This is a genomic window from Pilibacter termitis (assembly GCF_900167335.1).
Classification (GTDB): domain Bacteria; phylum Bacillota; class Bacilli; order Lactobacillales; family Streptococcaceae; genus Pilibacter; species Pilibacter termitis.
This window is the reverse complement of sequence record NZ_FUXI01000039.1, coordinates 1-20,900: the sequence shown is the minus strand read 5'-3', so window position 1 is coordinate 20,900 and position 20,900 is coordinate 1. Positions and strand designations below refer to the sequence as shown.

Genomic DNA, 20,900 nt, shown 5'->3' with positions numbered 1-20,900 from the left:
AGAACAAGTGAAAGTGTACTCATGGAGCAAGAAGGAGTATCTTGTGAAATTGAACGGTAAAGAGTTAGGGTGGTTGTTGGAACAAGATACATGGGGGCAGTTGCCTAGTAAGATACCAGTAACGAAAGATAAACGCAAGGTGTATCGAATTGATGATTTACAGTTTGTGAATGGTGTTTGGCAAGTTAGATGTAATGATTTAGCTCCTGCTGGTTTTGACTGGACGGATAACGGAATCCCTGTGGATTACATTACGAAAATTAACGCAGACGGTACAAACCTAGCTAGTAATGGAACGGAAGTGAAGAAAGGCGATTGTTTTGTTTTTGATTATGGACAGTTGTCAGATACAAACTATGGTGTTTATGATAGCGGTTGGTATTGGCGACAATTTGGCACTGCTCGACATGGGAGAATTTGGCTTTCTGCATGGAATGGAAATCATTTGTATTACGGTTAAAAAAACTTATGTAAAATATAAAGCGTGGTTTGAAAGCCACGCTTTTTATGATATTGCCACTGGTAAAAATTGTTTAGTTATTTGTTTAGATTTGCATTTCAATTGATTGTTATTCTTTAAATTGAATTACGATAATAATGTTGATAGAATAGATTTATATCAATAATTTATCCTTGTTTGAGCGATAAACTGTATACTAATAATACTATTATAGCAAATACTAAGAATACAAAAAAGGTAAAAGCATATGCAAACAATTTTTATTAGCGGATACAGAAGTTTTGAGTTGGCAATTTTCCAAGAAAACGACCCGAAACTTGTGGTTATCAAGTACGCACTTACACGAAGAATAAAAGATTTTTTAGAGCAAGGAGTCGAATGGTTCTTGATTAGTGGCAATTTAGGGACAGAACTTTGGGCAGGGGAGATTGTACTTTCCTTGAAAGAAGAATATCCTCAAGCAAAGCTCGGAATGATTTTTCCGTTTGAAGAATTTGGCTCGAATTGGAATGAGCAAAACCAAATGAAATTACAGACGTTGAAAAGTAAGGCGGATTATGTCAATGCTACAAGTCATAAGCCGTATGAAACGCCTGCACAACTGCGAAGTCATACACAATTTTTATTGCAACACACGCAAGGAGCATTATTGCTCTACGACAGTGAAATGGAAGGGAAACCAAAATGGCTTTTACGTGATATTTTGAAGAAAAAAGAAATTGAAGAATACACACTTTGTCAAATTTCCATGGACGAACTACAAGAAACAGCAGAAATTTTAAATGATTGGTAACGTTGGTGTTGGAAAAAAGGGAAAAGTTTGTTACAATAGGAAAGGATTGGATTATTATCAAGTAGAGGTGGATTATGGACGAATTGAATTATACAACACAAGAGATTCTAAATCAGCAATTTAAAACGAAAATGCGTGGGTATGATCCAGAGGAAGTGGACGAATACTTAGATAACATTATTCGTGATTATGAAGCGATGCAAAAGGAAATTTTAGCACTTCAAGAGGAAAATGACCATTTGCAAGCTCAAGTAGAGAAATTGCAAAAAATTTCAAGTGCGAAACCGCAAGAGGCAGCACAACCGAAATCAGCAACAGTTACCAACTTTGATATTTTGAAACGTTTGAGCAATCTTGAGCGTGAAGTATTTGGTAGCAAGCTAGGTGCGGACAATGAAAATGGTCAACCTGCACCACGCAGAGCGTTTGTTGAACCAGAAGTAGACAAAGAAGCAACTCGCCTATTTTAACAGGTGAGACTATTGCAGCTATTGGGTAATCGCGGTAAGTCTTGAGCTTGCTGAGGAAAGTCCATGCTCGCACGCTCTGAGATGAGCGTAGTGTTTGTGCTAGATGAAAAAATAAGTCTAGGGGTCTTAGTATTAAGGCTACGGCAGAAAAAAACGCTAAGTCATAAGATATGCGTAAGTATTCTTGAAAGTGCCACAGTGACGAAGTGACAGGTGAAAACTTGTCAGTGGAACGAGGTAAACCCCTCAAGCGAGCAACCCAAACATTTGGTAGGGGCATCTGTTGGAGCGGAAATGAACGCATCCTACGGAGTGTATTCACAGATAGATGATTACCGAAATTTTTCGTGCCACGCGGAAAATGGAACAAAACATGGCTTATAGATAGCTGCATAGTGGATTTATGAAGGAATGAATGGAACCTCTCAAAACTTAATGCTATAACAAGTTTTGAGAGGCTTTTTGTGATAAGAAAAGCGTAGAGGAGCGTTAAGGAGGGTGCAACAGTGAGCCACAACGTTTATTTACTCGAAACGTAAGTTTCGAGCGTTGTTGCGAACAGTTGCCCCCTCCTGCCCCTCGCAGCTAGCCAAAGAAAAGCGTAGAAGTGCGGTTTGAAGTCTGTGGCAGTGAGCCGTGCCGTTTACTTGATCGAAACGCAAGTTTCGATCGGCACTGCGAACAGCCACCAGACTTCAGCACTTCGTAGCTAGCCAAAGAAAAGCGTAGAGGGGCGTTCAGGAGGTTGCAACAGTGAGTGACAACGTTTATTTACTCGAAACGTAAGTTTCGAGCGTTGTTGCGAACAGTTGCCCACCTCCTGCCCCTCGCAGCTAGCCAAAGAAAAGCGTAGAAGTGCGTTTTGAAGTCTGTGGCATTGCGAGCTACCCCCAGCACTTCGTAGTTAGAAGGAGGAAAAACACATGGCACGTATTTATTACAACAGTTGGTTTACAAAATACAAAAAGCCTTTTGGTGCGGTAAAAGCCGGGAAGGATGTAACGTTTCGTATTCAAGCGACAGAAGCGGACATTCAAGGGGTGAAATTGGTTATTCGCTATGAAAATGGTATGCGTGGGAAAGAGTATTATGAAATGTCTCCGTCCAAAAGTGAGGAGGGTTTTTTTAGTTTTAAGTACAAAATGAATCAAGGTGCGGGTTTGTATTTTTATTATTTCGTTGTAAAAGAACATAGTAATGGTGGTACGTTTCGTATGTATTATGGTTCACAAAACGGTCACGGTGGAGAAGGGCGATTTTATGGCGATGAAAACACGATTATTCCGTTTTCTATCACTTGCTACGAACAGGCGGAAACACCTCCAGACTGGTATCGAGAGTCTATTTTTTACCAAATTTTCCCAGATAGATTCAACAATCATTTGCATGAGGAAAATACACTTGGTGTGAACGTGTTGAATCCGAAAGCAAATATTTTCATTTACGGACAAACGACAGATGAGCCGTTTTACGTCAAAGGTGAGGACGGAGGCATTGCACGTTGGGATTTTTACGGCGGGACACTCCAAGGAATTATTGACAAAATTCCCTATTTGAAAGAAGAATTGGGTGTTACAGCGATTTATCTCAATCCGATTTTTGAGGCGAGAAGTAATCATCGTTACGACACGTCAGATTATTTCAACATTGACCCAATGCTTGGCAATGAGCGTACGTTTAGAAAATTAGTGAACAAGCTACATGAAAATGATATGCACATTATTCTTGACGGAGTGTTTAGTCATGTGGGGAAAAATTCTTATTATTTCAACGCAGACGGCTCTTATGGTTCGGATATTGGGGCGAGTAAAAACCAGAGTAGCATTTACTACGATTGGTTCAAATTTATTCATTGGCCAAGAGAATACAAATCGTGGTGGGGAATTGATGATTTGCCAGAAATTGACAAATACAATCGAGGATTCCAAGAGTATATTTATGGCGATGTAGACAGCGTTCTTGCCAAATGGAATAGTTTTAACATTGACGGCTGGCGACTGGACGTGGCGGACGAATTGCCAGATGAGTTTATTCAAGGGATTCGCAAAAATTTGGATACTTATCCTGAAAAAATATTAATTGGCGAAGTTTGGGAAGATGCAAGTCGCAAGATTAGTTACGACAAACGTCGGGATTATATTTTAGGGCATGGACTTCATTCTTGCATGAATTATCCATTTCGTGACATTATTTTAGGTGTGTTAAACGGACAATTAAAGCCAGCAGATGCTGCTATTCAGCTGACCACTCTGCAAGAAAATTATCCAAAAGATGTATTTCTCAATAATTTTAACAATGTTGGTACACATGACACCGAGCGTATTTTGACAATGGTTGGTGAAAACAAGCGAAAAGTCAATTTAGCTTTTGGTTTAATGTCTATGCTCCCGGGTGTTCCGTGTTTTTATTACGGAGACGAGGCTGGTTTAACAGGTGGAAAAGACCCGAGCAATCGCAAATTTTTCCCATGGGGGAATGAAGACGAAGAATTGATGAAATCAATGAAAAAATGGATTAACATTAGAAAACGTGAAAATGCAATTGTCATAGGTGATTTTGTACCGTTTTATTCAGATAAACTGCTGGGTGTGATGCGTTTTACTGAAAAAGGCTACACCATGTATGTGGTCAACCCAACAGGTGTAAAACAAAAAATCTGGTCAGACGAGCTAAATTTCACTTCTGAATGTCCGCTTTCCTACGAAAAAATCAGACAGATTTTAGATGAAGTGGAAATCGAGGCGTTCGACGGCTATTTCTTGAGTGAACGAGTGGGGATTGAGGTTGTTCGATAGACTTCAGAATGCCTCTCACCGCTTTTCTTTGTCTAGCTACGAAGTGCAGGAGTTTGGTCGCTGTTCGCAATGCCACCTGAAGCCTTGCTTCAGGCAAGTAAATGGCAAGGCTCACTACGACAAACTCCAGAACGCACTTCTTCGCTTTTCTGTTGAAAATCCCTGGAAATAAACTTATACTAAGTATTGTATTTCAATAAAAAATGAAAGAGGTAAGTCATGAGTAATTATCCACAATTAAATTTATCGGAAGTGAAAGGTCCGAAAGCGACCGTTCAAACAAATAGAGGGGAAATTCGTCTTGTATTGTTTCCAGAAGTAGCACCTAAGACGGTGAAAAATTTTGTTGAACTTGCAGAAAAAGGCTATTACAATGGAGTGATTTTCCACCGTGTGATTCCTGATTTTATGATTCAAGGAGGAGATCCGACAGGCACTGGTATGGGCGGAGAAAGTATTTACGGTGAAAAATTTGAAGACGAGTTTTCAATGGACGTTTTCAATTTGCGTGGAGCAATTTCTATGGCAAATGCGGGACCGAATACCAATGGAAGTCAGTTTTTCATTGTACAAAACGAAAATCTTCCGTATCAAAAAGATCAACTTGTCACAGGCGGGTGGCCAGAGGAAGTAGCAGAAGTCTACACAAAAGGCGGTACTCCTCATCTTGACGGTCGTCATACAGTGTTTGGTCATGTGCTAGATGAAGAATCTATGAAAGTAGTAGACGAAATCGCGAATACCCAACGTGGAGCAATGGATAAACCTGTAAATGATGTGGTAATTGAAAGCATTTTGATTGAGAAGTAATAATTTGAGGCTGGGAGGCGATTCACCAGCCTTTTTTTGACGGAAAGCAATGTTTTTTTCTAAAGAATTTACAATTGAATCCGTATTTAAAAGTAACTTTAAGGAAATTGCACGTATATTTATAGTATAATGGGTTATAAAAAGAATGAAAGATGAGAAAAGGTATGAGTTACAAAATAGGAGATATTGTTACTGGACGTGTGACGGGTATTCAACCATATGGTGCGTTTATTACGCTTGAGGACAATACGCAAGGTTTAATTCATGTGTCGGAAATTCAGTCAGGCTATACAAAAAATATCGCAGAGAAATTGGCGCTTCACCAAGAAATTCGGGCGAAAATTATCGACATTGACGATTATTCTAAAAAAATTAGTTTGTCTTTGCGTGTGCTTGAAAAGTACCCAGTGAATCCACCGTTTCACAAGAAAAAATATTCTACGAACAAAAACAAAAAAATCGGATTTCAAACAATCGAAAACTCACTTGATGAATGGATAAAAGTTGCACTAGAAGATTTGACCAATCATGACGATTAACTCTGTCTTTAATTTGCACTACACGAAGTGAGAATGCTTGCGATGTTAGGAAATGAGAAGAAGGAGAAGTTTGAAAATGAGTCAGGAAAGAGAGTTATTTGAAAAATTATTACAGCAAATTCAACTTTCACAAGAATTTCAACAGCAGATGTTTGGTTTTGGTGGGGAATTGAAACGTGTGGATGTGTTTCCAAAGACAAGAGTGTGGAGATTTACTCTTTTCTTTGAACAGCTTTTGCCTGCAAAGACAATGTCGCAGTTTGTTGAAAAATTACATTTTGCCTTTCAAAATATTGCAACGGTAGAGTTGTTTGTAGAAGTGGAAAAAACGAGCTTTGACGAGCAACTTTTAAATGATTATTGGCAAATGATTTTAGAGCGAATAAGCATTGCCTCACCAATGGTGAAAGCAAGCCTAAAGCGAACAAAATTGTCCTTTCAAGAAGAAAGAGTCGTGCTTTTTTTAACAAATGTAGCAGTCGAGAAAATGTTACAGGAAACGTATTGCCAAGCGTTTGAGCGTTCTTTTCAGCAATTAGGTTTTCCAAAATTTTCGATTTTGACACAAATTGACGAGGAAAAAGCGGAAATTTTATTGCAATCACACCAAGATAGAAAAGAGGAGCTAGAGCAACTGGAGGCGATTTATGCACAGGAGAAAATGGCTGAGGCTGAGCAAAGAGTGGCAGAGCAAGTGGTGGAAGAAAAAACGGAGGAACCTCTTCCAGAAATTACAGGTTCTATTCAGCTAGGGCGACCGATTAGCGACCATGAAGAAATTACCCCGATGAAAGAAATCAATCATCCTGCGGATAATGTAGTGTTTGAAGGATTTATTTTCAAAAGTGAAATCAAAACAACTCGTACAGGCAAGAAAATTTTAGAATTTGAAATCACCGATTACACTTCCAGTTTTCAAGTGAGCAAATTTGGTTTTAATAAAATGGACGAGGCAATTTTTGAGGCGATTAATAGTAAAGTCAGTTTGAAAAAAGGAACAGGTTTGTGGGTAAGAATCAAAGGAAAAGTCGAGGATAATGAATACGCACGTGATTTGATTGTTGGAAAACTCTATTCTTTAATGGAAATTCCGCATGGTGATCGAATGGATTATGCAGAGGAAAAGCGTGTGGAATTGCATTTGCATACAAATATGTCTGCAATGGATGCAATTGATACTGCAAGTAGTTATGTTGCACAGGCAAAAAAATGGGGACATAAAGCACTTGCGATTACTGATCACGGAGTGGCACAAAGTTATCCTGAGGCACATTCGGCAAAGGGAGACGACTTCAAGATTATTTATGGTTTTGAGGCATATGTGGTAGATGAAGAAGTGCCAATTGCTTATAATAATGCACCTGTTGACCTTAATGAGGCAACGTATGTTGTATTCGATATTGAAACGACTTCGCTTTCTGCTGTTTATGGAAAAATCATTCAGATTGCTGGTGTGAAGATGTATAAGGGGAATGTTATTGAGGAATTTGAAGAATTTATCGATCCTGGATTTCCACTATCTCGCTTTACCAAACAACTTACAGGGATTACAGATGATGACGTGCGAGGGTCTAAACCTCTTGAGCAAGTGTTGCAAGAATTTCAAGCCTTTTGTAAAGATACCGTTCTTGTAGCACACAACGGAACATTTGACGTAGGGTATATGAATGTCAACTACACACGTTTTGGCATGAGTGAAATTCAAGAGCCGTGGTTTGATACGCTCGAATTTGCACGCAACCTCTACCCAGAGATGAAACGATTTGGTTTGAGTCAATTAACCAAAAAATTCAAAATCGATCTGGGCGATAATCACCATAATGCGATTTTTGACTCACAAGCGACAGGACATTTAGCGTGGATTTTCGTCAAAGAGGCAATCGAGAAATATGGTGTCGTAACACATGATGAGCTAAACGAAAAAGTTTCTGCACCAGACGCCTTTAAACGTGCTAGACCGTTTCACGCAACCGTTTATGCGAAAAATCAAGAGGGGTTGCGTGATCTATTCCGTGTAGTAAGTGATGCCAATACCAAATATTTCTACGAAGTTCCAAGAGTACCAAGAGCACTACTTGAAGAATTTCGTGAAAGTCTCATTCTCGGTTCTGCTTGTCGAAGTGGTGAAGTTTTTACGGCTATGGCAGAAAAAAGTTATGAGGAGGCGAAGAAAAAAGCACAATTTTATGATTTTCTTGAGATTATGCCACCAAGTGTTTATGCTCCTCAAGTGTTCGACCAACTTTTTACAGATGATGAGTTAAAAGAAGTTTTGTCAAACATCATTAAACTAGGAAATGAACTTCACAAACCTGTCGTTGCAACAGGAAATGTACATTATATCAATAAAGAAGAAAGTCTTTACCGTGAAATTCTTATTCGTCAGCTTGGGTGGAAGAATGAATTAAACCGTCCGAAATTCCGTGACGACCAAAACTCTTTGCCACCAATGCCAGAAGTGCATTTTAGAACGACAGATGAAATGCTTGCAGACTTTGCCTTTTTAGGAGAAGAAGTAGCACATGAGGTTGTCGTGAAAAATTCCAATCTAGTTGCCGATTGGTTTGGGGAAATTACGCCAGTTCGTGATGATTTGTATACACCGAAAATGGAAAATGTCGAAGAAAATCTTACACGTTTGACCTATGAAACAGCGACCAGTATGTATGGCGAGGAATTGCCAGAAATCGTTGAAAAACGGATTGAAAAAGAGCTGTTTTCAATTATTGGGAATGGATTTGCCGTGATTTACTGGATTTCTCGTGAATTAGTACATCGCTCTAATGAGCGAGGGTATTTGGTAGGGTCTCGTGGTTCAGTTGGTTCAAGTTTTGTGGCGACCATGACAGGGATTACCGAGGTCAATCCACTTCCACCACACTATGTTTGTTTGAATTGCCATTACCATGAGTTTTACGATGACGGTACGTATGGTAGTGGATTTGATATGCCGGAAAAGGAATGCCCGAAATGTGGCAATAGATTACACAAAGACGGTCAAGATATTCCGTTTGAAACATTTCTTGGGTTTCATGGGGACAAAGTACCCGATATTGATTTGAATTTCTCTGGAGAAGATCAGCCGAGTGCTCATTTAGATTGTCGTGATATTTTTGGTGAAGATTATGCCTTTCGTGCAGGCACCATTTCAGGTGTGCAGGAGAAAACAGCATTTGGTTTTGTAAAAGCATGGGAGCGTGACAATGCACTTTCGCTAAGAAATGCTGAGGTAGATAGACTTTCTATTGGAACAACAGGGATCAAACGAACCACAGGACAGCACCCAGGAGGAATTATCGTTATTCCTGGATATATGGACGTATATGATTTTACCCCTGTCCAGTACCCAGCAGATGATGTCAATGCTACGTGGCGGACAACGCATTTTGATTTTCATAGTATCCATGACAATGTCTTAAAGCTCGATATTTTAGGACACGTTGACCCAACGGTGATCCGTATGCTCCAAGATTTGTCGGGCATTGATCCGAAAACCATTCCAGCTGATGATCCAGAAGTGATGAAAATTTTCTCAGGACCAGAGGTTTTAGGGGTAACACCAGAGCAAATTTATTCTAAAACAGGGACTTTTGGTGTGCCAGAGTTTGGAACAGGATTTGTTCGGGGCATGCTAGAAGAAACACATCCCTCAACGTTTGCGGAACTTCTCCAGATTTCAGGACTCTCTCACGGAACGGACGTTTGGCTTGGCAATGCACAAGAATTGATAAAAGCGGGGACTGCCAACCTTGCCAGTGTAATTGGGTGTCGTGATGACATCATGGTCTACCTTATGCACCGAGGGTTGGAGAGTGGTTTAGCCTTTAAAATTATGGAAAGTGTGCGTAAAGGGAAAGGAATACCAGATGAATGGCAAGAGGAAATGCGTGCGAAAGATGTGCCAGCTTGGTACATTGATAGCTGTTTAAAAATCAAATATATGTTTCCAAAAGCCCATGCAGCAGCCTACGTGTTAATGGCATTACGTGTAGCATATTTCAAAGTGCATTTCCCAATCATTTATTATTGTGCCTATTTTTCTCATCGAGCAGATGATTTTGATTTGAAAGCAATGGCAGACGGACTCCCAGCTGTTAAAGCACGCATGGAAGAAATTCGTGAAAAAGTCAAAATAAATGAGGCAAGCAATAAAGAAAAGAATATGTACACCGTTTTAGAGCTTGTCAATGAAATGCTTGAGCGTGGTATGGAATTTTCAACAATTGATCTTTACAAGTCAGATTGGCATGATTTCAAAATTGACGGAAATAAGTTAATTCCACCATTTCGTGCAGTAGACGGGCTTGGTGCCAATGTGGCAAAATCAATCATGGTTGCACGTGAGGAAGGAGAGTTCCTTTCTAAGCAAGAACTCAAAAACCGCACAGCTCTATCAACGACATTACTTGAGAAATTAGATGAACTCGGATCATTAAAAGGAATGCCTGAAGAAAATCAGTTGTCATTGTTTGAACTATAAATGAGAAAGATAATCATAAAATGATAACATGAAAAGATAGAAAAAACGCTAAAAAGCAGAGGAGATATTACATTCCTCTGCTTTTTAAATGATGAACAAGCAATCTTTTTTTAATGTTATAAAAAATATTTAACTTTTTCAAAATGAAAGAGTTTTAATATTTACTTAATGCTCTCTTTATATTATTATCTTTGTATAGAAAGTGATGAGGTAATCTACATAGATACTTGTATCAGAATTTACAACACATACGTTCCAAATTTATTTTTTAACTAAAAGGGCAAAGTTAAAAAATGAGAGAAGAATGAATATTTATCTGAAAACTTTCTAGTAAATAATAAAAAAAAGCGAAGAAGTCAGTGGCAGTAAGTCACTTCGTTTCGCATAGAGTCTTTCTAAAAATCAAAGACGACATCGAAACTTCAGTACTTCCAAGTTAGAAAAGGAGATGTGTCATATGTTGAAAATATTTATGTCCCCAAGTTGCACAAGTTGTAGAAAAGCTCGTCAATGGTTGATTGACCATGAAATTCCTTATATCGAACGGAACACGGTAAGACAAAAAGTCAATGCCGATGAGCTACGTGAAATTTTAATGATGACAGAAAATGGTACAGAAGATATTATTTCTAAACGTTCCAATGCGTACTCGTTGATAAAAGATAGAATGGACGACATGAGCGTTGGTGAATTAATTGCAACGATTGAAGAGTATCCAACACTTTTACGCCGCCCAATCATGATTGACGACAAACGACTACAAGTCGGCTACAACGAAGACGAAATTCGTGTTTTTTTACCAAGAAAAATTCGCCGTGCCTCATTACAAAAAGCACAATACGCTTCAGCGTTATAAGGTGTTTATAAACCAAAACACATGGATGAGCAATTCATGTGTTTTATTTCGGAAAAAAAACCTCCATTTTCAAAGATTGGCATAGACCAAATGGAAAAAATTTGTTAAAATGAAAGTGGATACAGCACACGTTCTAAAAATCAGGTGATTTTTAGAACGATAATAAAGACTTGGAGGAATCACACAATGGGCAAATTAGGTGTTTCAATTTATCCAGAGCGTTCAACATTTGAAAAGGATAAGGAGTATTTGGATTTAGCACACAAATATGGTTTTAAGCGGGTGTTTACATCGTTGCTTGAGATTAATGGCGATAAAGAAGAAGTGCTTGCAGGATTTAAAAAACCAGTAGATTATGCAAATTCTTTAGGCATGGAAGTAATGGTTGATATTAATCCTGCACTTTTTGAGCAACTTGGTGTAAGTTATGATGACCTATCATTCTTTGATGAAATGGGGGCTTACGGAGTTCGTTTGGACTTAGGATTTACAGGTGCAGAAGAAGCAAAAATGACACGCAATCCTTATGGTATCAAAATTGAAATCAACATGAGCCAAGGAACAAATTATGTAGACAATATCATGAGTTATTCGCCAAATACGGAAAATTTACTTGGGAGTCATAATTTTTACCCAATGCGTTATTCAGGTCTTTCGCTTGAGCATTTTAAATATTGCACAGAAAAATTCAATCGCTACAATTTGAATACAATGGCATTTGTCAATTCTCACAGTGCAACTTTCGGGCCGTGGCCATTCAATGACGGTTTGGCAAGTCTTGAAATGCACCGTGATTTATCAGTTGCGACACAGGTGAAACATTTGAAACTTATGGGCGGCATTGATGATATTTCGATTGGCAATGCGTATGCGAGCGAGGCGGAGCTAAAAGAAATGGCAGAGGCATTTTTCTCAGCGGAGCCTGTTATCAAAGTAGTAACAACAAGTGAGATTACGGAAAATGAACGCATCGTTTTGTTTGAAAGTGAGCATAGTTATCGTGGAGATAGAAGTGAGTATATTTTGCGTAGCACCATGACACGTGTTTGGCATAAAGACAAAGAATTTCCAGCGACAAACACACCAAACATCAAGCGTGGCGACGTATTGATTGGCAATGTCAATTTTGGACAGTACAAAGGTGAGACACAAATTGCATTAAAAGATATGGAAAATCTAGGACAAATTAACGTTGTCGGCAGAATTTCTGATGATGAATTGTTCTTGCTTGATTACTTGCAACCATGGAGTAGTTTTAAAATGGTAGAAGTAGCGAAATAAATAAGGGCACCTCTAAAAACTCCGCTTAATACCAAATTAGATAGTTTTTCGTTTTTCGAGGAAATCGACGAAAGCTATGTGGTTCATAGGTTGAGGAGATTGACGAAGAAAAACGGAAAACTAGCAATTTGGGATAAGTGCGAGTTTTTAGAGGTGCCCATAAGGGTACCCTTAAATTTGACCTAGTTTGCAAGCTAGGTCTTTTCTTATTTTTCCTAAGTAGTGTAAAATGAAAAAGTACCAATAAAAATCGGAGGGAATATTTATGCAAAAAACAACTTTAAATATAACAGGAATGACTTGTAAACATTGTGTTGCTACGGTGGAAAATAGTTTGAATGAAACAGCAGGAGTGAAAAAAGCAAGTGTTTCTCTAGGCAAGCAAAATGCCAAAGTGAAATTTGATGAAAATGAAACGAGCGTTGCTGAGCTGATTCAAGTGATTCAAAACGCAGGGTATTCAGCAGAAGAATAGAGTATCCATAGAAGGAGGGGGAGCATGGCTGAGGTACGGAACAAAAAAACATTTGCAATAACAGGAATGACTTGTGCAAATTGTGCCGCTCGTATTCACAAAGGACTTAGTACGCTTGAGGGTGTGAGTGAGAACAATGTCAACTTGGCAACCGAAAGAGCAACGGTTATTTTAAACGAACGTGGTACGATTGAGGAAGTCATTGGACGAATTACTTCTCTTGGCTATGGTGCAATTCTCTACGACAAAGCACATAAGGAAAGCGTGAAACAAGCAAGAAAAAAAGTGTATCTTAAACTAAAGCGAGATGTCTTGCTAGGCGTGATTTTTACGCTCCCAATGTTTTTCAGTATGCTTTTGATGTTATTTTCTTTGCACGTTCAAACGTTGATGTTCTTGCATTTACCGATAACACAATTTTTGCTTTCGACACCTGTTCAGTTTTTACTCGGTGCAAGATTTTACAAAGGTGCTTATTTGGCATTAAAAAATAAGTCGGCAAACATGGACGTTTTGGTTTCTTTGGGAACAAGTGTTGCCTATGTGTCTAGTATCATCTTTGGGTTACTACTGAATCAATCTTCAGCAGTGCATTTTGAGTCGAGTGCGTCAATTTTGACACTTGTGACACTCGGGAAATTTCTTGAAATGCGTGGAAAAGCTAAGACAGGAAAAGCGATAGAACAATTGATGAATTTGCAGGAAAAACGTGTGCAAGTCATACAAAATGGCAAAATTATTGAAAAAGAAATCTCAGAGATTCAAAAAGGCGACTGTGTGCAGGTGCTTTCAGGAAGTAGTGTCGCAGTTGACGGAAAAATTATCAAAGGATTTTCGACACTTGATGAGTCAAATTTGACAGGTGAGAGTGTGCCTGTTGAAAAAACGGTGGGTGAGTTGGTTTACGCTGGTACAAGTAATTTGACAGGTGTTCTTGAGATTGAAGTGACAGAGGACAGTGAGGACTTTTTGCTGACGAAAATCATTGATTTGGTCGAAGAATCACAAGGGAGTAAAGCAGAAATTCAGCAATTGGCGGACAAGATGAGCAGTATTTTTGTTCCGATTGTTTTATTGATTGCTCTTTTAACATTTCTTTTGACGTGGTTTTTGACCAATCAAGTGGAAACTTCTCTCCTTCATGCGACAGCTGTTTTAGTTGTAGCTTGTCCTTGTGCATTAGGGCTTGCGACACCGACGGCGATTATTGTGGCAAGTGGAATTGCCGCACGACTTGGTATTTTCATTCGTGATGCACAAACAATGGAGCGAATGAATGAAATTGACACGATTATTTTCGACAAAACAGGCACGTTAACGCAAGGAAAATTATCTGTTGAAAATTTTTCTGGAAAAGAAGAAAATCGCAAAATTTTAGCGAGTATCGAAAGGAAAAGCAATCACCCGATTGCCCGAGCGATTGCAGAAAATTATACAGGAGAAATTTTGAGCGTAGAAAATGTTGAAGAAATCGCTGGAAGTGGCTTGAAAGCGACGATTTCTGGCAAACAATATTTTGTCGGCAGTGAAAACATGATGAAAACTCTCGGGGTGAGTATTCCAAAGGAAACAAATACCACCAGTGTGTATTTGACAAACGGAGAAGAAATTCTCTCATCTGTTCGCCTGCATGATGAAATCAAACCAGAGGCGAAAACGATTCTCCAAGAACTAGTGCAAATGAAAAAAGAAGTCGTTTTACTAAGTGGTGATAAACGAATTGTCGCTGAACAAACGGCTGAGTTACTTAATCTTTCAAAGGAAAATGTCTATGCCGAAGTTTTGCCAGACGAAAAGGCGGAAATTGTTCTCTCTTTTCAAAACCAAGGGAAAAAAGTGCTAATGGCAGGTGACGGAGTCAACGATGCGGCGGCATTAAGCATAGCAGAGGTTGGTGTGGCGATGGGAAGTGGCAGTGATATTGCGATAGAATCAAGTGATGTGACGTTTTTAGATGGGAATTTGAAAAAAATTATTCAACTTTTCTATTTATCTAAAAGAACATTGACAAAAATACGACACAATCTTTTTTGGTCATTTATTTACAATATTATTGGTATTCCAATTGCAGCAATTGGCATTTTAACACCAACACTTGCAGGCACAATGATGGCACTCAGTAGTGTAAGTGTAATTATAAGTTCACTTGCCTTGAGGTCGAAAAAATATTGAGAGGAAGAGAGTATGACAGAATTAGGCATGATTGCCATTATTTTAATTGCCTCAATGGTAATGGGGTCGCTGTTCAAGCGGTTTTCTTTGCCAGCAGTAGTCGGGCAACTTTTAGTAGGGATTTTGCTTGGGCCAAGTTTGCTCCATTTGCTAAAACCTAGCCATACGTTAGAATTTTTGTCAGAAATAGGTGTTATTTTTCTGATGTTTATCGCAGGACTTGAAAGTGATGTTGACTTGCTAAAGCGATATATGAAACCCTCTGTTATGGTGGCAATCTTAGGTGTATTACTTCCGATTATCGTCTTTTTCGGTGCAGGAAAAGTATTTCACTATACGAATACGCAGGCGATTTTTTTCGGGATTGTTTATGCAGCAACAAGTGTTTCAATTACAGTGGAGGTGTTGCAGGAATTTAAAAAGCTCAAGAGCAAGGAAGGAGCTACTATTTTGGGTGCGGCAGTAGTAGATGATGTGCTTGCTGTTGTAGTGCTAAGCCTTTTTATCACGGTTGTCTCCAGTTCCACAGGAAATGCCGCAGAAAAACCGCTTTATGTGACAATGTTGCTCCAACTTGTTTATATTGTGTTGATTTTGGCTGTTTTTCATTATATTGCACCATTCGTCATGAGGATTTCTAAAAAACTTCCCGTTTTTGCGAATACAACCATTGGAGCAGTCATTCTTTGCTTGGGCATGGCTGAACTTGCGGAAGTTTGTGGATTGAGTGATGTAATTGGAGCATTTTTTGCAGGGGTAGCTATTAGCAATACGAAATCCAAACATGAAATAGAACACCCGATTTCCGTTATCGGCTACGCTTTTTTCATTCCGATTTTCTTTGCGAGCATTGGACTGAAAATGGATTTTACAGGAATGTCAAAAGTTTTACTCATACTTGTAATTTTCACGATTTTGGCGATTGCAACCAAACTTTTCGGAGGCATGATAGCAAGCAAATGGAGCGGATTTTCTTGGGGGAGTGGCTATATGATTGGTGCGGGAATGGTTTCTCGTGGAGAAATGGCACTAATTGTTGCACAAATCGGCTTTGACTACAAAATTATTCATAGTGGAATTTATTCACAATTAGTCGTCGTCATTGTGGTGACAACATTGATTGCACCATTTATACTCAAACATTCTTTTTCTTATTTAGAAGAGGTGCGTTAAGAAGTCTGCAACAGCTCAACAATAAAGGACAACAGTTTGCACATCAGTCGTGTGTAAAGTGTTGTCCTTTTAAGTTATTCCGAATTATTCTCAATGTCTTGCTCTAATTTTTCAAGGGAGCGAAGGATAATTTCTAATTTTTTCTTTAAATCTTCAAAGTCATGTAAAGTTTCTTGGAATGAAAAGCGTTGAGAATAGTCAGTGACCTCTCGAAAAGCTTCCATTTCTCTTGACAAGTCAAATTCGTAATAGGCAAATTCCCAAAGATTGCCAAGATAATCCATGTCGTCTTCTGTTTGCAGGTCGGACGGATAAATTTTTAACCTAAATTCATAACCGCTATCTGCAAAAACAGAAAAGCGTACTTCACCTTTTGAGAGTTCGTGAACATTTTGAACAATCGGTACAAGAGAATTTAGTCCTTTGACAAATTGTTGTTTATTCAGCAATTTTTATCACCTCACCAATAAATTAAGTATAACACGATTTTCTCTCTATACAAAAGAAGATGTTTCAAAAACGGGAAAAATATTGTATAATAAGAAGAACGCTAATAAATTGAAAGAAAAGCGAGTGGGGCGTTTTGAAGTCTGTGGCAGTGAGCCGTGCCGTTTACTTGCTTGAAACTTTAGTTTCAAGCGGTACTGCGAACAGCCACCAGACTTCAGCCCCACGTAGCTAGACAAAGAAAAGCGAGCGGGGCGTTTTGAAGTCTGTGGTAGTGAGCCATGCCATTTACTTGCTTGAAACGTTAGTTTCAAGTGGCATTGCGAACAACCACCAGACTTCAGCCCCACGTAGCTAGACAAAGAAAAGCGAGCGGGGCGTTTTGAAGTTGGTTCTAGCTAGAAAAAGGAGGGTGTTTTCGTGCAAGAGGTTCAATTGAATTTGATTGATCGAATGAGATACAAGGCAGAATTGTCGAATAAAGTAGAGAAGTTTCGGAAAATGGGGTATATAGGCATCACTGAACGTGATTTATTGAACTATCTAGTGAATTATCGCTGGAGTAAGCAATCACGCTGGACCTTGAACAAACGGAAAAAAGATATTTTAGAAGTTCAAGCACATGAATTTTTTGATTATCAACGCATTTTAGCAGCGACAAGTAAGGAAAATCTTGAGAACTGCCAAGAATTGCGTGATTTAATATGATAACCACCTAGCTATTTTGAAAATACTAGGTGGTTTTTTGTTATTGGAAGTCACAAATGAAGAAGTTTAAGAAAAAGGAAAATTTTTTTTGAGAAAATTAAATTGTGAATTTCACAAGCTGTTTTTTGTTAGAAATAGCTTTCGGAGAGATATTTTGTGAAAAAATATCCTTTTTCACAAATGAAAGAAAAAAGTCTGTGATTTTGTTAGCAGAAAACTGTTTACAAGCGAACAAAAATAGTGTAATATAAAGACTGTGAAATGACGAACGGAATTTTTCGTCAAAAATAATAAACAGGGATTCTTTCCAAGGAGGAAAAAAAATGCCGAAAACAGCGGAAAAAGCACAAACTATTGATGTACCAGCAATGATTGACGACTTAGCGGTAAAAGCGACAGTTGCACTCAAAGAAATGGAAAGCTTCACACAAGAAGAAGTAGACCACATTGTTCACGAAATGGCAATGGCAGCACTTGACCAACATATGCCACTTGCGAAAATGGCAGTAGAAGAAACTGGTCGTGGAATTTACGAAGACAAAGCGATTAAAAATATGTACGCTTCTGAGTATATTTGGAACTCAATCAAGCATGACAAAACTGTCGGTGTAATTAATGAAGACAAACAAACAGGACTTATCGAAATCGCTGAGCCTGTCGGTGTAGTTTGTGGGGTAACACCAACAACTAACCCAACTTCTACTACAATTTTCAAAGCAATGATTGCCTTGAAAACTCGTAACCCAATCGTTTTTGCATTCCATCCGTCTGCACAAAAATCTTCTGCAAAAGCAGCTGAAATCGTGCGTGATGCGGCAATTAAAGCAGGAGCACCAGAAAACTGTGTGCAATGGATTGAACATCCTTCAATCGAAGCAACAGGTCTTTTGATGAACCACCCACAAATTGCAACAGTACTTGCAACTGGTGGTGCAGCAATGGTGAAATCAGCTTACTCAACTGGTAAACCAGCTCTTGGTGTAGGTCCTGGGAACACACCAAGTTATATCCATAAATCAGCAAAAATCAAACGTGCAGTAAATGACATTATCGTATCAAAATCATTTGATAACGGAATGATTTGTGCGTCTGAACAAGCAGCTATCGTTGATAAAGAAGTTTACAACGAAGTAAAAGCTGAATTTGAAAAACACAATTGCTACTTTGTGAAAAAATCTGAACTTCAAAAATTAGAAGATGCAGTAATGAACGAAGGAAAATATGCAGTAAATCCAAAAATCGTAGGTTACTCTGCTGAATACATTGCAGAATTAGCAGGAATTAAAGTACCAAAAGGAACAAAAATTCTTATCGCTGAAATTGACGGTGTAGGTGCAGATTACCCACTTTCTCGTGAAAAACTTTCTCCAGTATTGGCGATGATTAAAGCTGACACAGAAGCACACGCTCTTGACTTATGTGAAGCAATGCTTGAACTTGGTGGACTTGGACATACTGCGGTTATCCATTCAGAAGATGAAGAATTGCAAGTACGTTTCGGTCTACGCATGAAAGCTTGTCGTTTACTTGTAAACTCTCCAGCTGCTGAAGGTGGTATCGGAAACATTTACAATGAAATGATTCCATCATTGACACTTGGTTGTGGTTCTTATGGTAAAAACTCAGTTTCACGTAACGTATCAGCAGTCAACTTGATTAACGTGAAAACTCTTGCGAAACGGAGAAACAATATGCAATGGTTCAAATTACCACCAAAAGTTTACTTTGAGAAAAACTCTCTACAATACTTGCAAAAAATGGAAAACGTAGAACGCGTAATGCTTGTATGTGACCCAGGTATGGTACAATTCGGCTATGCTGATTTGGTTCGTGCAGAACTTGCAAAACGTAAAAATGACGTGAAAGTTGAAGTGTTCTCAGAAGTAGAACCAAACCCTTCAACAAACACTGTTTACAAAGGACTTGAAATGTTCAACAACTTCCAACCAGATACAATCATCGCACTTGGTGGTGGGTCTGCAATGGATGCGGCGAAAGCTATGTGGATGTTCTTTGAACACCCAGACTTGAACTTCTTCGGAGCAAAACAAAAATTCTTGGATATTCGCAAACGTACGTACAAAATTGCTTCTGCAATTAAAACACAATTTGTATGTATCCCAACAACTTCAGGTACAGGTTCTGAGGTAACGCCATTTGCGGTTATTACAGATAGTGACGACCATACAAAATATCCATTGGCAGATTACGCATTGACTCCAGATGTGGCAATCATTGACCCTCAATTTGTATTGTCAGTACCGGCAAGCGTAACAGCAGACACTGGTATGGACGTGTTGACACACGCTATTGAGTCTTATGTATCTGTTATGGCAAGTGATTACACTCGTGGATTGTCATTGAATGCTATTAAATTGGTATTTGAAAACCTTGAAAAATCAGTGAAAGTAGCTGATCCAGAAAGCCGTGAAAAAATGCATAACGCCTCTACGATTGCAGGTATGGCATTTGCAAATGCGTTCTTAGGTATTACTCACTCTATCGCTCACAAAGTGGGTGGAGAATGGAACATTCCTCATGGACGTACAAATGCAATTTTGTTACCACACGTAATTCGTTACAATGCAGCTGACCCTAGCAAACACGCTATGTTCCCTAAATATGACTACTTCCGTGCGGATGAAGACTATGCAGACATTGCTCGTTTCTTAGGACTAAAAGGAAAAACAACTGCAGAATTAGTAGAATCTTTAGCATCAGCTGTTTACGAACTTGGTAAATCTGTTGGTATCGAAATGAACTGGAAAGCTCAAGGCGTAACAAAAGCACAAATGGATGCTGACATTGATCACTTATCTGAAAAAGCATACGAAGACCAATGTACAACTGCTAACCCTAAAGAACCTTTGATTTCTGAACTAAAAGGAATCATTGAAACTTGTTTTGATTATAAAGGTTAATTAAAAAACGATGCCCACCCTGAAAGGTTGAATTTCGGGGTGGGTTTTAGTTGGGTTGGAGATGTTACAAATGTTGGAAAAATTTTTAAGGGCACTTCTAAAAAAAATAGTCAAGCTCACAAGGTGAAACCTTTGTTCTGCTTGACTTTTTACGTTATGGACTGATAGGGAATCGAACCCTAAACCCACGGATTAAGAGTCCGTTGCTCTGCCAATTGAGCTATCAGTCCTTGATAGTATTGATGATATTAAATTTTTTAGCTTGCTATATTTGTTCGTTGGCATTTGTTTTCGCTTTGCGAAAATAGCGAACAAGTTCGCACAAAACTTCGTTTTGCAAATGCCACTCACAAAATTCTTCACTCCGCTGAAATGCTCTGCATTTCGACTCCGCTTCAGAATTTTGCTCTGCCAATTGAGCTATCAGTCCTTGATAGTATTTGATGATATTAAATTTTTTAGCTTGCTATGGTTGTTCGTTGGCATTTGTTTTCGCTTTGCGAAAATAGCGAACAAGTTC

17 protein-coding genes, 1 tRNA gene and 1 other RNA gene are annotated in these 20,900 nt (G+C 38.7%); 16 read left to right on the top strand and 3 right to left on the bottom strand.

Going from position 1 to position 20,900, the window contains the following annotated elements; all coding sequences use genetic code 11:
* The 6 genes from B5D30_RS12160 to B5D30_RS12140 form a co-directional block, all read left to right on the top strand.
* The coding region (locus tag B5D30_RS12160) for a lytic exoenzyme target recognition domain-containing protein (RefSeq protein ID WP_327442546.1) at positions 1–460 on the top strand (460 nt) is incomplete at its 5' end.
* Between the two features lie 247 nt (positions 461–707).
* Positions 708–1,253: an SLOG family protein gene (locus B5D30_RS12155; RefSeq protein WP_078808342.1), complete on the top strand. Its 546-nt coding sequence runs from the start codon at positions 708–710 to the stop codon at positions 1,251–1,253.
* Entirely contained in the window at positions 1,243–1,377 is a 135-nt protein-coding gene (locus B5D30_RS14395; protein ID WP_268802127.1) for a hypothetical protein, read from the top strand. The genes B5D30_RS12155 and B5D30_RS14395 overlap by 11 nt, the downstream gene beginning before the upstream one ends.
* Positions 1,328–1,723, top strand: coding sequence for a cell division regulator GpsB (gene gpsB / locus B5D30_RS12150; RefSeq protein ID WP_078808341.1), 396 nt, complete (start codon positions 1,328–1,330; stop codon positions 1,721–1,723). The genes B5D30_RS14395 and gpsB overlap by 50 nt, the downstream gene beginning before the upstream one ends.
* A 17-nt stretch (positions 1,724–1,740) precedes the next feature.
* Positions 1,741–2,109, top strand: an RNA gene (gene rnpB, locus B5D30_RS12145) — RNase P RNA component class B.
* A 537-nt stretch (positions 2,110–2,646) separates the two neighbouring features.
* Positions 2,647–4,518, top strand: a complete 1,872-nt coding sequence (locus B5D30_RS12140; RefSeq protein WP_078808340.1) for a glycoside hydrolase family 13 protein — start codon at positions 2,647–2,649, stop codon at positions 4,516–4,518.
* Here B5D30_RS12140 and B5D30_RS13305 read toward each other — a convergent pair.
* Complete coding sequence (locus B5D30_RS13305) at positions 4,433–4,633, bottom strand: hypothetical protein (RefSeq protein ID WP_144399606.1); 201 nt, start codon at positions 4,631–4,633, stop codon at positions 4,433–4,435. The two genes, B5D30_RS12140 and B5D30_RS13305, sit on opposite strands and share 86 nt — an antisense overlap.
* 104 nt (positions 4,634–4,737) lie before the next feature.
* On the opposite strand from B5D30_RS13305, the gene B5D30_RS12135 reads away from it, so the two are divergent.
* The 8 genes from B5D30_RS12135 to B5D30_RS12100 all read left to right on the top strand — a co-directional run bounded on the left by B5D30_RS12135 (position 4,738) and on the right by B5D30_RS12100 (position 16,304).
* Positions 4,738–5,328 carry a peptidylprolyl isomerase gene (locus B5D30_RS12135; protein ID WP_078808339.1) on the top strand — a complete coding sequence of 197 codons (591 nt, stop codon included), beginning with the start codon at positions 4,738–4,740 and terminating at the stop codon, positions 5,326–5,328.
* A gap of 164 nt (positions 5,329–5,492) precedes the next feature.
* Positions 5,493–5,867, top strand: coding sequence for a CvfD/Ygs/GSP13 family RNA-binding post-transcriptional regulator (locus tag B5D30_RS12130; protein ID WP_078808344.1), 375 nt, complete (start codon positions 5,493–5,495; stop codon positions 5,865–5,867).
* 76 nt (positions 5,868–5,943) lie between these two features.
* Entirely contained in the window at positions 5,944–10,347 is a 4,404-nt protein-coding gene (locus tag B5D30_RS12125; protein ID WP_078808338.1) for a PolC-type DNA polymerase III, read from the top strand.
* A gap of 457 nt (positions 10,348–10,804) precedes the next feature.
* Positions 10,805–11,203 carry a transcriptional regulator Spx gene (gene spx / locus B5D30_RS12120; RefSeq protein WP_078808337.1) on the top strand — a complete coding sequence of 133 codons (399 nt, stop codon included), beginning with the start codon at positions 10,805–10,807 and terminating at the stop codon, positions 11,201–11,203.
* A 186-nt stretch (positions 11,204–11,389) separates the two neighbouring features.
* The gene (locus tag B5D30_RS12115; protein WP_078808336.1) at positions 11,390–12,484 is read left to right on the top strand and encodes a DUF871 domain-containing protein; all 1,095 of its coding nucleotides are present in this window, start codon (positions 11,390–11,392) and stop codon (positions 12,482–12,484) included.
* Between the two features lie 265 nt (positions 12,485–12,749).
* Positions 12,750–12,959, top strand: a complete 210-nt coding sequence (locus B5D30_RS12110; protein WP_078808335.1) for a heavy-metal-associated domain-containing protein — start codon at positions 12,750–12,752, stop codon at positions 12,957–12,959.
* A gap of 24 nt (positions 12,960–12,983) precedes the next feature.
* A complete protein-coding gene (locus B5D30_RS12105; protein WP_078808334.1) occupies positions 12,984–15,131 on the top strand; it encodes a heavy metal translocating P-type ATPase in 2,148 nt (715 codons plus the stop codon).
* 12 nt (positions 15,132–15,143) lie between these two features.
* Complete coding sequence (locus tag B5D30_RS12100) at positions 15,144–16,304, top strand: cation:proton antiporter (RefSeq protein WP_078808333.1); 1,161 nt, start codon at positions 15,144–15,146, stop codon at positions 16,302–16,304.
* Positions 16,305–16,378: 74 nt separating this feature from the next.
* Here the strand turns inward: B5D30_RS12100 and B5D30_RS12095 are convergent, their stop codons facing one another.
* Positions 16,379–16,753: a hypothetical protein gene (locus B5D30_RS12095; RefSeq protein WP_078808332.1), complete on the bottom strand. Its 375-nt coding sequence runs from the start codon at positions 16,751–16,753 to the stop codon at positions 16,379–16,381.
* Positions 16,754–17,171: 418 nt separating this feature from the next.
* Here B5D30_RS12095 and B5D30_RS12090 point away from each other — a divergent pair, with 418 nt between their 5' ends.
* Positions 17,172–17,459 (top strand): post-transcriptional regulator, encoded by a 288-nt coding sequence (locus tag B5D30_RS12090; protein ID WP_078808331.1) that lies wholly within the window; start codon positions 17,172–17,174, stop codon positions 17,457–17,459.
* Between the two features lie 323 nt (positions 17,460–17,782).
* Positions 17,783–20,380 (top strand): bifunctional acetaldehyde-CoA/alcohol dehydrogenase, encoded by a 2,598-nt coding sequence (gene adhE, locus B5D30_RS12085; protein ID WP_078808330.1) that lies wholly within the window; start codon positions 17,783–17,785, stop codon positions 20,378–20,380.
* A gap of 157 nt (positions 20,381–20,537) precedes the next feature.
* On the opposite strand, the gene B5D30_RS12080 is transcribed toward adhE, so the two are convergent.
* Positions 20,538–20,610, bottom strand: a tRNA-Lys gene (locus tag B5D30_RS12080).
* Between the last annotated feature and the right edge of the window lie 290 nt (positions 20,611–20,900).